This window comes from Devosia geojensis (assembly GCF_000969415.1).
GTDB lineage: Bacteria > Pseudomonadota > Alphaproteobacteria > Rhizobiales > Devosiaceae > Devosia > Devosia geojensis.
The window spans coordinates 1-13,920 of sequence record NZ_JZEX01000106.1 but is presented as its reverse complement, the minus strand read 5'-3'; the positions used below and the strand labels follow the sequence as shown (position 1 = coordinate 13,920).

The following is a 13,920-nucleotide window of genomic DNA, read 5'->3' as shown; positions in this document are numbered from 1 at the left end:
GGTCAACCGCGAACTGTAGGCTTCTAGTAGTGTCGCGGGGTCAAAGGGCTGGCAACCGGGTGATACCCTGTGCTAGCTCTCAACTCCCGAAAGTAGATTCCGGCCAATGGCTTGTCCATCAGGGTCCAACGATTTCGGATATCGTCTAAGCCTCTGATATTGTTACGAAAAACAATTCGTAATGATGGGGTCGGGGGTTCGAGTCCCTTCTGCGGCACCAGTTCCCCTTTTCCGCCCTTGTGATGGATCGCCGGATGGGCCTGCCGCGTTTTTGGCGGCAATGGCGCGATCCTGTGGCAACTTTCCGGCCGCTGGCGGCTTATCCCCTGGCGGGCCTTGCGGTCCGCGCCAGAGGGAGAAACGAAAAATGCTCGACGAGAAATCCATCGATACCGCGCCCCGGGACGGGTCGGCCGTCATGCTCTGGTGCGACGACGGAGTGTGGCGCAAGGCCACCTGGCTCGAGGACGATGTCTGGATGACCACGGACGGCGAGATGCGGATCAAGGGCACGCTCGTCGATGCGCCCGAGTTCGTCACCGCGCGCCTCTGGGCTCCGCTCGTCACCGAGGACGACGCGGCTGCGCAGGCCGCCATCGCCGCCACGGCGCTCGACACGCCGACGGCGCTGCCGAAATAGCTACTGCTGGGGCGGCGCTTCCTCGACAGCCCGCAGCTCGCCCGCGCCCTGCTGGTCGTCGGAGACACCCGCCTCCGCCGGTGCGCCGGAGGGCTGCACCGACTGGCCGTGCCAGACGACGTATCCGGCAAAGCAGACCGTGGTGACGAGGACGATCAACAGTCCCGAAAAGAAGCCGCCGAGGAAATCCGTGACCGCCGCATCGCGATACGCCATGTTAACCTCCGTTTACCGTCACAACGGCGCGGCATTCGGCGGAGTTCCGCCTGGGCGGTCCCGGAACCGCGGGGGGCATCGGCGAGTTAGCTCACTGATTCGCATGCAGGTATCGAGATGAGCCCTTCCCGCCGCCCCGCGCCGGCCCTTCGTGCAGTTCAGCCATGACGCTCGCCGATGGCGCGCCCGCCTGGGCCGGCACCAGCGCCGCCGTACTCGAGGCCCTGCCGATCGCCGTCTACCTGACCGACTGCCAGGGCGCCGTGCTCGCCTACAACCCGGCTGCGCGCGAGCTCTGGGGGGTGGAGCCGCAGATCGGCGTCGCCAAATGGTGCGGCTCCTGGAAGCTGCGCTTCCCCGACGGCAGCCCGATGGCCCATGACGAGTGCCCGATGGCCGTCGCCATCCGCGAGAACCGCGCCATACGCGGCGGCGAGGCCATGGCCGAGCGCCCGAACGGCGAGCTGGTGCCGTTCCTCGCCTTTCCCACCCCGATCCGCAACGAGAACGGGGAGCTCACCGGCGCCGTCAACGCGCTGGTCGAGATTTCCGACGCGCAGGCGGCCAAGCGCGCGCAGCGGCACCTTGCCGCCATCGTCGCCTTCTCGCACGACGCGATCGTGAGTAAAGATCTCGGCGGCATCGTCACCACCTGGAACGAGAGCGCCGAGCGTGTCTTCGGCTACACCGCCGACGAGGTCGTCGGCCATCCGATCACCATCCTCATCCCGCCCGAGCGCCAGCATGAGGAGGTGGAGATCCTCTCCCGCATCCGCGCCGGCGAGGTGGTCGACTATTTCGAGACGGTGCGCCTCCACAAGGACGGGCGGCGCATGCCGGTCTCGCTCACCATCTCGCCCATCCGCGGCAATGACGGCGCCATCGTCGGCATCTCCAAGATCGCCCGCGACATCACCGAGCAGAAGGAGGCCGAGCAGCGCATCCGCACGCTGATGCGCGAGGTCAACCATCGCGTCAAGAACCAGTTCGCCGTGATCCTGTCCATGGTGCGCGAGACGCGCACCCGCACGCCGGACCCAGAGGAGTTCGAGACGCAGGTGCGCGACCGCATCATGGCGCTCTCGCGCTCCCATGACCTGCTGGTCAAGGGCGAGTGGCGCGGCGCCACGCTCTTCGAGCTGCTGCTCGCCCACATCGAGATCTTCGGCAACCAGGAGCGGGTGCGCCTTTCCGGCCCGACCATCATGCTGCAGCCCATGGCGCTGCAATATATCGGCATGGCCTTCCACGAGCTTGCCACCAACGCCGTCAAGTACGGCGCGCTTTCCGGCGCAGACGGGACGATCGCTGTGGACTGGACGATCGAGCCCGACCGCCGGTTCCGCCTCACCTGGGCCGAGACGATGCCGAACCCCGCGCCGGCGCGCCGGAAGGCCAACGGATTCGGTGCCGTCGTCCTCGAGCGAGTGGCGCCCGCGGCCGTCGGCGGGCGAGGCATCCTCGCCCATACGGATGCCGGCATAAGCTGGACCCTGACCGCCCCGCTCGAAGGCATCGAGACGCCTCAGGACCCGGACTTCGGCCTCGAGAACCGGGGCTTCGGTGCGGAGACCGGCGAGACGGGCTAGGACTGCATCGCCCTAGGTTCTGGACTCATAAACGGGATTCCCATTGGGGGAGGTTCATGATTCAAGCTCCATGAGGAGGAGCTTGAATGGGACGTTTTGATCTGACGGACGGGGAATGGTCGCTGATAGCACCGCTTCTTCCCAACAAGCCTCGTGGCGTTGCGCGCAGCGATGACCGTCGCGTTCTGAACGCGATCTTCTACATCCTGCGAACCGGTTCGCCCTGGCGTGACCTGCCTGAGCGCTATGGGCCGTACACGACGGCCTACAACCGCTACAATCGGTGGGCCAAGGCAGGTGTGTGGCTGCGGGTTTTCGAGGCTCTGGCGGCCGCCTCGCCGCAGTCGATGCAGTTGATCGACTCCTCCATCATCCGTGCTCACCAGCATGCCGCCGGCGGTAAAAAGGGGGTCCGGATCACGCCATCGGCCGTTCTCGTGGAGGACTGACCAGCAAGATCCATGTCGTCGTTGACGAGCAGGGACTGCCGGTCCGCCTTGCTCTCACGCCAGGACAGGCTTCCGATAAGGCTACCGCGCCCGGCCTGCTTGAAGGGCTTCCTGCCGCCTCCATTGTCGTCGCCGATCGCGGCTATGACTGGCAGCACCTGATCGATCTGATCGGTCAGCGTGGCGGACAGGCCCACATCCCGACCCAGCGCGACCGCAAGCTCCAGAGGTCGGTCGATCCGAGCCTCTACCGCCAGCGCAATCTCGTCGAGCGCTTCTTCTGCAAGCTCAAGCACTTCCGGCGGATCGCCACACGCTACGACAAGCTCGCAAGGAACTTCCTCGCCGCCGTCGCACTCGCTTCAGCACGACTGTGGATGCGCGCTTATGAGTCCACTACCTAGAGCCGTTCACCGTTCCTCTCAAAACGCTGAACGATCTCCAACTCTTTGTTTTGTCACGTTTCCCAACCGGAAAAGTGGTGTCCACTTTCCGGGAAACGCTCTAGGACGGGTTCTCCCCGGCGAGCGCCTGCCGCGCCCGCTCATAGGCGAGCCGGGCCGACGCCATCACGCGCTGGTCGCGCCCGTTGCCCGCCTCGCGCGAGAAGAGCTGCTGGCGCTCGTCGCTGGTCGAGAGGAAGAACGGAAAGCGCTGGGCGACGCGCGATCGGATGTTCTCGACCTCGGCGCCGTAGAGTCCGACCGGAAAATGCAGCCCCGGATAGGGCCGCACGTCGGCGATCTGCTGCGAACCGAAGACGCGCCGGTAGAAGGCCGCATGCTCGGGCCGCACTGTCGCCAGGCACAGGTCCGCCTCGAAATGGACCGACGCCATGGCCGCGATCCGCAGCGTCAGGAACGGCAGCGCCGGATAGGCGAGCGAGGCCTCGTGGTCGGCGGTGAACCGGCTGGGGTCGATGAAGGTCATACCCCTGTCGAGCATGGGCCCGAGGATCTCGGGAAAGACCTTCATGCCCGGCGAATCCCGGTGCGCCGCCGTCAAGTGGTGAAGGCGGATCGAGGAGACGAGCTCGTCCTCGATATAGACGCCAAAGCACATGACGTTGTCCGTCTTGTCGAGGTCGTCGATGCAGATCTCTTCGGGGTTGTGATCCATGAACCCCTCGCGCGTATAGGCGAGGTAGCGCAGCCGGTAGACGGGATCGTCGATGATCTCGGGATGCACCCGCGCGTAGCTGACGCTGTCGAGCATGTCGAGCAGGGTGCCCGAGAACCGCGACGGCGGTCCCGCCTGCGCCGCATGCGCGCTGTCCTTGTCGATCGGTATCATTCCGCCGCCCCCGGGGAAACATCGCCCAATTAGTTAACAATTCCTTAACGCAGTGGAAACGCCGACCCGCTGGCATGCTTAACCGGCATGGTTAACGCCGGGAGTTGGGGCGTGGGGGGCATATGCCTTGAGGGGAAGGAAGCGAGGGCCTAGAGCCGTTCATGAATTAATAGAATCAGCGGCTCTATCGCCTCCCCCTCCTTGAGGGGAGGGATCGAGGGTGGGGGTAGTTCAGCGTGTCATCGACGGACCCCCACCCCCTCCCCTCAAGGGGGAGGGGAGCCAATCGGCTCGTGTTTCCGCCAATCGTAAAACGCTCTAGGGACGGCCGGTCATCAGCCGCCGGGCTTCTTCCTGCGGCTCGGCGCTGTGGCGCTCGATGAGGCGGGCGATGTCGGCGGCCGGCAGCGGCACGCCGAAGAGGAAGCCCTGCACGTGGTCGATGCGGGTCTTGCCCATGATGAGGTCGAGCTGCTCCTGCGTCTCGATGCCCTCGGCGGTGATGACGAGGTCGAGGTCCTTGCCCAGCTGGGCGACGTTGGCCAGGAGCCGGATCGAGCGCGGATTGGTCTCGATGTCCATGACGAAAGAGCGGTCGATCTTGAGCTTGGTCAGCGGCAGCGCCTGCAGGTAGCTCAGCGACGAATAGCCGGTGCCGAAATCGTCGAGGGCCACCCCGATGCCGCGCGTGTAGAGCGAGAGCAGCACGGCGTTGACCGCCTCGCGCTCCTCGATGACGGCGGTTTCCGTCACCTCGATCTCGAGCCGCCGGGCGGGAAGCCGGGAGTTCTCCAGCGCCGTGTTGACCATGCCCTCCACATCGCTGGCGCGGAAATCGCGCGCCGAGACGTTGACCGCGACGCTGATGTCGCCGGGCCAGGCGCGGCAGTCGCGCGTCGCGGTTTCGAGCACGAACCTGGTGAGGTCGGAAATGAGCCCGGTCTCCTCGGCCACCGGAATGAAGGTCGCCGGCGCGATGGGGCCGAGCTCGGGATGGTTCCAGCGCGCCAGCGCCTCGCAGCCGATGACCCGGTTCTGCCGCAGGTCGACGATCGGCTGGTAGACGAGGTGCAGCCCGCCCTCGGCGATGGCTTGCTTCAGATCGGCCTTCAGCCGCTGGCGCAGGCGATACTCGGTATCCATGCTCTCGTGGAACTCGACGATCTGCCCCTTGCCGCCGGCCTTGGCCGTATAGAGCGCGAGGTCCGCCTTGATCATCAGGGTGTCGAGGTCGTCCTCGAGGTCTTCGCTCAGCACCACCCCGATGCTGACATTGGCGCCGAGCTTGTGCCCCATGACCTCGAAGCTCTTGCGCATGGCGGTCAGCACGCGCTCGGCGTCCTGGCGCACGTCCTCGCCCGAGGCGGCCGGTGCGTGGAAGGCGATGAACTCGTCGCCCCCGAGCCGCGCGCACAGCGTACCCGGCGCGAAGGCCGGCGGCAGGCGTGCGGCGACCTCGGCCAACAGCTGGTCGCCGGCCAGGTGCCCCATGGTGTCGTTGACGTGCTTGAAGTCGTCGATGTCGATGATCCAGAGCGCTGCCCCACGCCGGTCGCCCGCCCGGCGTCGGTCGGCAAGTGCCGCTTCCACCTGGTCAGAGAAATAGGCGCGGTTGGGCAGGCCCGTGAGCGCATCGTAGCGCGCCATGAAGTTGATGCGTTCCTCGGCGACGATCCGTTCCGAGATGTCCTCGAAGAGCAGCACCGTTTGCCGGTTGCGCGTCGAGACGGTGACCTCGAAATAGCGTCCTTCCTTCATGCCGAGCAGCACCTTGCCGCCGGTGGCGCTGGCGATGAGGTCCATCAGCCGGTCGCGCGCCGTGCCGGCGAGCCCGCCCTGCGCCACCGCCTCGTCGAGCAATTCCCCGAAGGGGCGTCCGACCCAGGCGGCATGGTCGCCCTCCCCGAACGCAACGAGCGCCCGGTCGTTGGTGACCTCGATGATGCCCTCGGCCTCGAGCATCAGCAGGCCGTGTTCGAGGGTGTCGAGGGCGGTGTCGAGCTGCGTGGCGAGCGCGGCCGCCTCGATCCGCCCATGAACGGCGCGCAGCAGCATCGCCCGCGCCGCCCCCGCGATCCGCCGGAGGCTCGCAAAGAACGGCAGCAGCAGCAGCACCAGCACCGCGTAATAGATGTTGCCGACGAAGAGGACGCCCAGCAGCAGCGGCACGCCGATCAGCAGCACCTGCAGGGTCATCAGCCGGTCGATGGCGAAGTTGCGCTGCGAGACCCCGACCAGCACCGAAACCGAGACGGTCGCAGCCGCGAGCTCGGCGAAGGGGTCGCGCACCCAGAAGCTGACTACGCACCACACGCCATAGAGGAGCGCGATGGCCCCAGCACCGATGGTCGAGCGGATCTCCCAGGCGTAGGCGGTTTCCACGTCGTCGTCGGCGATGGTGACGGCATCGAACGCGCGCATGTCGATATTGCGCAGCACCCCGACGATGACGAAGAGCACTGCGATGATGCCGAGCACCGGCGAGCCCGCCTTGAGGCCGGAGGCGGCGGCCGCGATCGCCGAGCCGAACGCGCCGAGCAGCATCGAGCCGCGGTCCGCATAGAGCGAGCGGATCATCGAGACGTAGTCGACCGCCGGCATCGTCCGGTGGGCGGGTTCAAACATGCGCCAGCCCTTTCGTGAGGCCTTGAGGCTGCAAAGACGGGCGAGATGGCGTGCACCCTTCTGGGCGCCGGCGTGCGCATGGGGCGCGGGTGGACCGCGCCTTCGGCAATGGACGGGCGTACGGTTTCACCACGGGCCCTCGCTCGGTTGTGAAGATAAGCCCGGACGCGGTTAAGATGGTCTTGCCAAAGGCACTAGAGAGTACCGGCGCGGTTGAATCCATAAGCCAAGGTGAATTTGGCATTAATGCGCAACCCATGCCCGGCTCGCCGGTTAGAAAAGACCCAACAGGAGGATCCCATGGCTTCCCCGCTCGACGCCGCCGCCCTCGAGGCGGCGCTTTCGGACCTTTCCGGCTGGAGCTACGACGGCGATGCGAGGGCCATCGGCCGCCAGTTCCGCTTCAGGGACTTTTCCGAGGCCTTCGCCTTCATGACCCGCGTGGCGCTCGCCGCCGAGAAGGCCGGCCACCACCCGGACTGGTCCAACGGCTACAACCGCGTCGACATCTCGCTCTCGACCCACGACGCCGGCGGCGTCACCGACCGCGACATCGCGCTGGCCAGGGCCATCGACGCCCTTGCCGGCTGACGGCCTGTCACCCGAAAGCAACGTTTGCCTCAACAGCCCGTGAGACGGGACTGCACGCCATTGAGGCGCCGGACGCGCGCCACTATGTTGCCGCCAAAGACGACCGCGTGCCGCCTGCCAAAGGACCCGCCATGTTCGAGGCCCTCACCCGCCTGTTCTCGAAGCCCGAGCCCGAGCTTCCCGACCACGACCCGAAGCTCGCGGTCGCCGCGCTCCTCGTCCATCTCGCCGCCGTCGATGGAGAGGTGAGCAAGGCCGAGCGCGAGATGATCCGCGGCGTCCTGATGGACACCTACGAGATCGACGAGGGCGCCGTCGACACCCTCATCCGCGAGGCCTCGGCGCGCGACGCCGAGGCGGTCGACTTCTACCGCTTCACCTCCGCCCTCTCCTCCCTCGACATCGAGGAGCGGCTCGAGATCATCCGCATGATGTGGCAGGTGGTGTTCACCGATGCGCGCAACCACGAGCTCGAGGACAACATGGTCTGGCGCGTGGCCGAACTCATCGGCGTCTCCTCGCGCGACCGCACGGTGCTGAGGAGCCAGATGGCGCGCAAGGGCTAGGATCGACTGGGAAAGGCCCCCTCACCCGACCCCTGCGGGGTCGACCTCTCCCCCAAAGGGAGAGGTGGCGGGCTCATGGGCCGCGAAGCCCTCTTCACCTCTCCCTTTGGGGGAGAGGTCGGCGCGAAGCGCCGGGTGAGGGGGCCTTCATGTCTCTCGTACGGACCTACCACGCCTCGAACTCCCCAACGATCTCCGGCTCCTCGTCGCAATTAAAGCTCCCTGCCTTCTCGTCCGCCACCTCCCGCGCCAGTTCGTTGGCGTCCTCGTTGGCCCGCGCGTCGATATAGGCGATGTGGCAGGTCTTGCCCTCGGCGAGCTGGGTGACGACCAGCACCTGCCCCTCGTTCTCCCCCGTCTCCGGATTGGCCGTGTGGTAGCGCACGATGGTGGCGACCGGCAGCCAGCGCCCCGACGCGTTGGAGAGCCGCCATTCGAGCCGGGGACCCAGCTCGTTGAACGGCCCGAGCGTCTGCCCGCGCGGTTCCTTGTCGATGTTGAAGCCGTAGCGGATGGAAAAGCGCAGGTCCCCTTCGCTGACCAGCATTGGATAGCCCCTGTAGCCCGGGCACGCCCATGTGGCCCCGAAATCGTCGGCATCGAGCACCAGGCACTCGTCGAGGTTGATGTCGGTATAGGCGCTCTCGAAGGCGGCCATCGCCGGCTGCGAGAGGGCGAAAATCATGGCGCCGGCGGCGAGCGGCGCGGCAAGTCGGTTCGTCATGAAAAATGGCTCCCTGCTTGCGGCGCATGGCCGCTCGACATGCAACATGGCTTGCTTTTGCGGCCCGTTCTGGGCAGAACGCGCGGGACACTCCCCCTCCCCAACGAGACCAGCCTAGATGAATATCGACGCCATCCCGACCGGCAAGAACCCGCCCGACGATCTCAACGTCATCATCGAAGTGCCGCTGGGCGGCGAGCCGATCAAGTACGAGATCGACAAGGATTCGGGGGCCCTCTTCGTCGACCGCTTCCTCTATACCCCGATGCGCTACCCCGGCAATTACGGGTTCGTCCCGCATACGCTCTGCGGGGACGGCGACCCGCTCGACGTCATCGTCCTCAACTCGCGCCCGCTGGTGCCGGGCGCCGTCGTGCGCTCGCGTCCCGTCGGCGTCCTCTTCATGGAAGACGACGGCGGCCAGGACGAGAAGATCCTTGCCGTGCCGGTTTCCAAGCTCACCCGCATGTACGACAACGTGCAGGACGTGACGGACCTCCCCGAAATCCAGGTCGAGCGCGTCAAGCACTTCTTCACCCACTACAAGGACCTCGAGCCCGGCAAGTGGGCCAAGATCGACCGCATCGGCGGCATCGAGGAAGCCCGCAAGGTCATTCTCGATTCGATCGAGATGGCCAAGAACGCCAAATAGGCCAAGCGATCCGATGACCGCTCCCGGCCGCATCGTCGTCCTCAACGGACCGCCGCGGTCGGGAAAATCCTCGATCGTCGCGGCCCTGCAGCGGACGGGGCCGTGGATCAACCTCGGCGTCGACGTCTACAACAAGGCGATGCCGCCGCAGCTCCTGCCCGGCATCGGCCTGCGCCCCGGCGGCGAGCGCCCGGACCTCGAAGAAAATCTGCCGGCGCTCTACGCCGCCCTCTACGAGACCCTTGCCGCCCACAGCCGGCAGGGCCTCGACGTCGTCGCCGACCTCGGCCACCACGACTTTTATTCCAGGCCCCTCAATCTCCTGCCCGACTGCGCCCGCCGCCTCACAGGCCTCCCCGCCCTCCTCGTCGGCGTCACCGCGCCCATCGAGACGATCCTCGAACGCCGACGCGCCAATGCCAAGGCGGGGTTCTATACGGTGGACGAGGAGATCGTCCGCCGCTGGCAGGAAGCGGTGCACACGCCGGGGATTTATGATCTGACGGTGGATACGGGCAAGATGACGTCGGAGGCGTGTGCTGAGGCGGTGTTGGGGGCTCTCGCCAACCCGCCTTTGCCGCGTTCGTTCGAGCGATTGGCCTCAGGCTTTTCTGGTCGAGGATGACCGCCTGTATGAAGGGCAACCCAATTCCCCCATTCTTCCACGTCGGAGGTGCATGATGATTGCAGGCGTCCGCAAGATGACAGTCATGACCGATGCCGGGGAACGAACGGTCGAGATCAGGATGTATTTACCCGAGCCCGCAGGACCGGCATGGGACTGCCGTTACGAAATCGACTGGCCGGAAGGAACGATCTCGAGCTTTGCCGGGGGCAATGACGCGATCGCAGCCCTGCACGCGGCGATCGAGAAGATCGGCATGGAGCTCTATATGAGCCGCTACCATCACGAGAGAAGGATGTGGTGGCTGAAGCCCTGGGAGGGCTATGGATTTCCCCTGCCCAAGGGAGCGCGCGACCTCCTGATTGGGCATGATCAGCGGTTCTACGGGCTGGATGCGGACAGCGAGGGAGGCCCGGACTAGTCCCGGCCTCCCTCCAGGCGATCATCCGGCCCGCAATCCATAAGTAAGCACCATATTCCCCTTGCTGGTGCGCTCGCTCGACTTCAGTTCGAGCCGGGTGGTGGGACCATCGGCCTCGAAGAGGTGGCGGCCGCCATTGCCGGCGATGACTGGGTGGACGATCAGCGTCAGCTCGTCGAGGAGGCCTGCGAGGAACAGGTGCCGCACCAGCGACATGCCGGCCATGACGGCGATCTCGCCGCCCTCCTGCTGCTTCAAGCCGCGCACGAAGCTGTCGATGTCGCCTTCGATGAGCGTCGCGTTCTGCCAGGAGAGCGGACCCTTGAGCGTCCGCGAGGCGACGAATTTGGGCACAGTGTTGATGAACCGGGCAAAGCCTTCGTCCTGCTCGGCGGTCGGCCAGTAGCCGGCCCATTCCTCGTAGCCGACCCGGCCCATCAGCACCGTGTCGACCCGCTCCATCACGGAGCCCAGCAGCATGCCGAGCTCATCGTCGAAGGCATCGAACTGGAACTGGTCGGGGGCCTCGGCGACGCCATCGATGGAATAGAAGAGGCCGGCGGTGACTTTGCGCATGTGTTTCTCCTGGGAATTTTCTGCGACCTGTTTGCAGGGTTCATCGGTACGACGAACGAGGAGGCGCACTTTCGACAGGCCGGCCGCGATGCCCGCAAAGATGAAGGCCGGGATCGCTCCCGGCCTCCTTCAGTTCAGATCAGAGCGTTCGCTCACCCCCAATGGGCCAATATCGCCAGCAGCAAAAGCGCCATGATGTTGGTGATCTTGATCATCGGGTTGACCGCAGGGCCCGCGGTGTCCTTGTAGGGGTCGCCGACGGTGTCGCCGGTGACCGACGCCTTGTGGGCGTCCGACCCCTTGTGGTGGGTGACGCCGTGGCTGTCGGTGAAGCCGTCCTCGAACGATTTCTTGGCGTTGTCCCAGGCCCCGCCCCCCGCCGTCATCGAGATGGCGACGAAAAGGCCCGTGACGATGACGCCCATCAGCATCGCGCCGAGCGCCGAGAAGCCCGCGGCGGGGCCGGCGATCCAGGTGATCACGAAGAAGACGACCACCGGCGAGAGCACCGGCAGCAGCGAGGGCACGATCATCTCCTTGATCGCGGCCCGCGTCAGCATGTCGACGGCCCGGCCGTAGTCGGGCTTTTCGGTGCCCGCCATGATGCCGGGCTTCTCCTTGAACTGGCGGCGCACCTCGATGACCACCGCCTGCGCGGCGCGACCCACTGCCGTCATCGAGAAGCCCCCGAAGAGGAAAGGCAGAAGGCCGCCGAAGAGCAGGCCGACGACGACATAGGGGTCGGCGAGCGAGAAGCTCAAGGTGCCGAGCCCGGCAAAGATCGAGCCTTCCTCGGCATTGGCCGAGAAGAAGATGAGGTCCTGCGTGTAGGCGGCAAACAGCACCAGCGCGCCGAGGCCGGCCGAGCCTATGGCGTAGCCCTTGGTCACCGCCTTGGTGGTGTTGCCGACGGCGTCGAGCGCGTCGGTATTGTGGCGGACGTCCTTGGGCAGCCCCGCCATCTCGGCGATGCCGCCGGCATTGTCGGTGACCGGCCCGAAGGCATCGAGCGCGACGATCATGCCGGCGAGCGCCAGCATGGTTGCCACCGCCACCGCGATGCCGAAGAGCCCGGCGAGATTGAAGGTGACGATGATGCCGACGATGATGACCAGCGCCGGCAGCGCCGTCGATTCCAGCGACACCGCCAGGCCCTGGATGACGTTGGTGCCGTGGCCGGTGACCGAGGCCTCGGCGATGGAGTTGACCGGCCGCCGCCCGGTGCCGGTGTAATATTCGGTGATGATGATGATGAGCCCGGTGATGACAAGGCCGACGACCCCGCACCAAAAGAGGCTCATGGGCGAGAATCCGCCGAGATCGACATTGAGGTCGCCGAACACCGCCCAGAGCACCGGCAGGAGCGCGATGAGCGACAGGACGCCCGTCGCGATGACGCCCTTGTAGAGCGCGCCCATGATGTTGGTCGATCCGGCCGAGAGGCGCACGAAATAGGTGCCGATGATCGAGGTGATGACGCAGGCTCCGCCGATGGCCAAGGGCAGCACCATGCCGGCGAGCTTATAGGCCTCGGGCAGGATGATGGCCGCCAGCACCATGGTGGCGACGATGGTGACCACATAGGTCTCGAAGAGGTCGGCCGCCATGCCGGCGCAGTCCCCGACATTGTCGCCGACATTGTCGGCGATGGTCGCGGGGTTGCGCGGATCGTCCTCGGGAATGCCCGCTTCCACCTTGCCGACCATGTCGCCGCCGACGTCCGCGCCCTTGGTGAAGATGCCGCCGCCAAGGCGCGCGAAGATCGAGATGAGCGACGCGCCGAACGAGAGCGCGACCAGCGAATCGATGACCGTGCGGCTCGTCGGGGCAAAGCCCGAACCCGTGAGCACGATGAAATAAAGGACGATGCCGAGGAGCCCGAGCCCCGCCACCAGCATGCCGGTGACGGCGCCGGACTTGAAGGCGAGGTCGAGCCCCGAGGCGAGCGAATTGGTCGCCGCCTGCGCCACGCGCACATTGGCGCGCACCGAGACGTTCATGCCGATGAACCCGGCAACGCCCGACAGCACCGCGCCGATGAGGAAGCCGATGGCGGCATGGATGCCGAGCAGGAAGAACGCGGCGATAAGGATGACGACGCCGACGATGGCGATGGTGGTGTATTGCCGCTTGAGATAGGCGGACGCCCCCTCGCGCACCGCCGCCGAAATCTCCTGCATGCGCGCGCTCCCGGCGTCCGCCGCCAGCAGCCCGCGCGTTGTGACTATGCCGTAAACGATCGATAGGCCGCCGCATAGGGCGATCAGCCAGAGTGCCAGAGTCATGAAGTTCCCTCTTTCGGTCTTGTCCTCAAAGCCCACGCCGGGGCGGACAGCCCAAAGACAGGTCCCCCGCCCGGCCCTCCACGGGCTCCCTCGGAGAGGCAGATTAGTCGGATTGGCTCGTTAAGCAATGGAATTTGCGATGAATTGTCGCAGGCGTGCACAAGCCCCGCCCGGCCATGGTGGCCTCACGGTTCCTCCTCAAGTCTCCCGCCTTGCGGCAGGTGTAACGGCGCGGGGCGGTCTCGAGCCTCGAACCTATCGATATGAAGAACGGGAGGCTTTCGCCCGCCCCGCGCATCCGGATGGTGGGTCTTTGCCGGTTGGATTACCGCCAGGGGCCTTCCGACCTGCCTTGACCCGCCAGGCCCACTAACGAGCCAGCCCCCCGTAGCTGGGGGTGACGGGCGCGGGGGCGGATGGCTACGTAGCCGCCTCCCGGCAAAACAGATGCGGAGGTAAGCCGCCCGGCTCGCTCCGGCTCGGGACCCTGCGGGGCGACCCCCGCTGACCCGGACCCTCCCGCCGGCGTTTCGTCGACACCGCGTCGTGCGGGAGGTGGGAGTGAGTATGGGGCTGCTGCGCGGGTGCGGGGATAAGTTCCCGCTTTCTCTGTCGGATCAATGGGTTGGGCACCGTCTCCCCTCCCCCTTGAGGGGAGGGGTCGGGGG

General features: G+C 66.2%; 14 protein-coding genes. 8 read left to right on the top strand and 6 right to left on the bottom strand.

Features of this window, described 5'->3' with window-relative positions:
* Window positions 1-367: 367 nt before the first annotated feature.
* The gene (locus tag VE25_RS10380) at window positions 368-640 is read left to right on the top strand and encodes a hypothetical protein (protein ID WP_046108552.1); all 273 of its coding nucleotides are present in this window, start codon (window positions 368-370) and stop codon (window positions 638-640) included.
* On the opposite strand, the gene VE25_RS10375 is transcribed toward VE25_RS10380, so the two are convergent.
* Window positions 641-856, bottom strand: coding sequence for a hypothetical protein (locus VE25_RS10375; RefSeq protein ID WP_046108551.1), 216 nt, complete (start codon window positions 854-856; stop codon window positions 641-643).
* Window positions 857-1,020: 164 nt separating this feature from the next.
* Between VE25_RS10375 and VE25_RS10370 the strand changes: the two genes are divergently transcribed.
* On the top strand, window positions 1,021-2,445 hold the full coding sequence (locus tag VE25_RS10370; protein ID WP_046108550.1) for a PAS domain-containing HWE histidine kinase family protein: 1,425 nt from the start codon (window positions 1,021-1,023) through the stop codon (window positions 2,443-2,445).
* Window positions 2,446-2,531: 86 nt separating this feature from the next.
* Window positions 2,532-3,298 (top strand): IS5 family transposase gene (locus VE25_RS22350; RefSeq protein ID WP_152664582.1). Its coding sequence is split into 2 segments (ribosomal slippage): window positions 2,532-2,856 and window positions 2,856-3,298, totalling 768 coding nucleotides; the frame shifts between segments, so codons are not numbered across the junction.
* A 100-nt stretch (window positions 3,299-3,398) separates the two neighbouring features.
* On the opposite strand, the gene VE25_RS10360 is transcribed toward VE25_RS22350, so the two are convergent.
* Complete coding sequence (locus VE25_RS10360) at window positions 3,399-4,187, bottom strand: N-acyl amino acid synthase FeeM domain-containing protein (RefSeq protein WP_052731877.1); 789 nt, start codon at window positions 4,185-4,187, stop codon at window positions 3,399-3,401.
* A gap of 318 nt (window positions 4,188-4,505) precedes the next feature.
* Complete coding sequence (locus VE25_RS10355) at window positions 4,506-6,812, bottom strand: putative bifunctional diguanylate cyclase/phosphodiesterase (protein WP_052731876.1); 2,307 nt, start codon at window positions 6,810-6,812, stop codon at window positions 4,506-4,508.
* A 300-nt stretch (window positions 6,813-7,112) separates the two neighbouring features.
* Between VE25_RS10355 and VE25_RS10350 the strand changes: the two genes are divergently transcribed.
* Window positions 7,113-7,403, top strand: coding sequence for a 4a-hydroxytetrahydrobiopterin dehydratase (locus VE25_RS10350; protein WP_046108548.1), 291 nt, complete (start codon window positions 7,113-7,115; stop codon window positions 7,401-7,403).
* A 131-nt stretch (window positions 7,404-7,534) separates the two neighbouring features.
* Window positions 7,535-7,969, top strand: a complete 435-nt coding sequence (locus tag VE25_RS10345) for a tellurite resistance TerB family protein (RefSeq protein WP_046108547.1) — start codon at window positions 7,535-7,537, stop codon at window positions 7,967-7,969.
* Between the two features lie 166 nt (window positions 7,970-8,135).
* Here the strand turns inward: VE25_RS10345 and VE25_RS10340 are convergent, their stop codons facing one another.
* On the bottom strand, window positions 8,136-8,693 hold the full coding sequence (locus VE25_RS10340) for a hypothetical protein (RefSeq protein WP_052731875.1): 558 nt from the start codon (window positions 8,691-8,693) through the stop codon (window positions 8,136-8,138).
* A 118-nt stretch (window positions 8,694-8,811) separates the two neighbouring features.
* Here VE25_RS10340 and ppa point away from each other — a divergent pair, with 118 nt between their 5' ends.
* The 3 genes from ppa to VE25_RS10325 are packed head-to-tail and all read left to right on the top strand — an operon-like array spanning window position 8,812 to window position 10,391.
* Window positions 8,812-9,345 (top strand): inorganic diphosphatase, encoded by a 534-nt coding sequence (ppa, locus tag VE25_RS10335; protein ID WP_046108546.1) that lies wholly within the window; start codon window positions 8,812-8,814, stop codon window positions 9,343-9,345.
* A gap of 13 nt (window positions 9,346-9,358) precedes the next feature.
* A complete protein-coding gene (locus tag VE25_RS10330) occupies window positions 9,359-9,970 on the top strand; it encodes a chloramphenicol phosphotransferase CPT family protein (RefSeq protein WP_046108545.1) in 612 nt (203 codons plus the stop codon).
* 52 nt (window positions 9,971-10,022) lie between these two features.
* The gene (locus VE25_RS10325) at window positions 10,023-10,391 is read left to right on the top strand and encodes a DUF6968 family protein (protein ID WP_046108544.1); all 369 of its coding nucleotides are present in this window, start codon (window positions 10,023-10,025) and stop codon (window positions 10,389-10,391) included.
* Window positions 10,392-10,412: 21 nt separating this feature from the next.
* Here VE25_RS10325 and VE25_RS10320 read toward each other — a convergent pair whose 3' ends face one another.
* On the bottom strand, window positions 10,413-10,967 hold the full coding sequence (locus tag VE25_RS10320) for a dihydrofolate reductase family protein (protein WP_046108543.1): 555 nt from the start codon (window positions 10,965-10,967) through the stop codon (window positions 10,413-10,415).
* A gap of 152 nt (window positions 10,968-11,119) precedes the next feature.
* On the bottom strand, window positions 11,120-13,252 hold the full coding sequence (locus VE25_RS10315; protein WP_046108542.1) for a sodium-translocating pyrophosphatase: 2,133 nt from the start codon (window positions 13,250-13,252) through the stop codon (window positions 11,120-11,122).
* Window positions 13,253-13,920 lie beyond the last annotated feature (668 nt).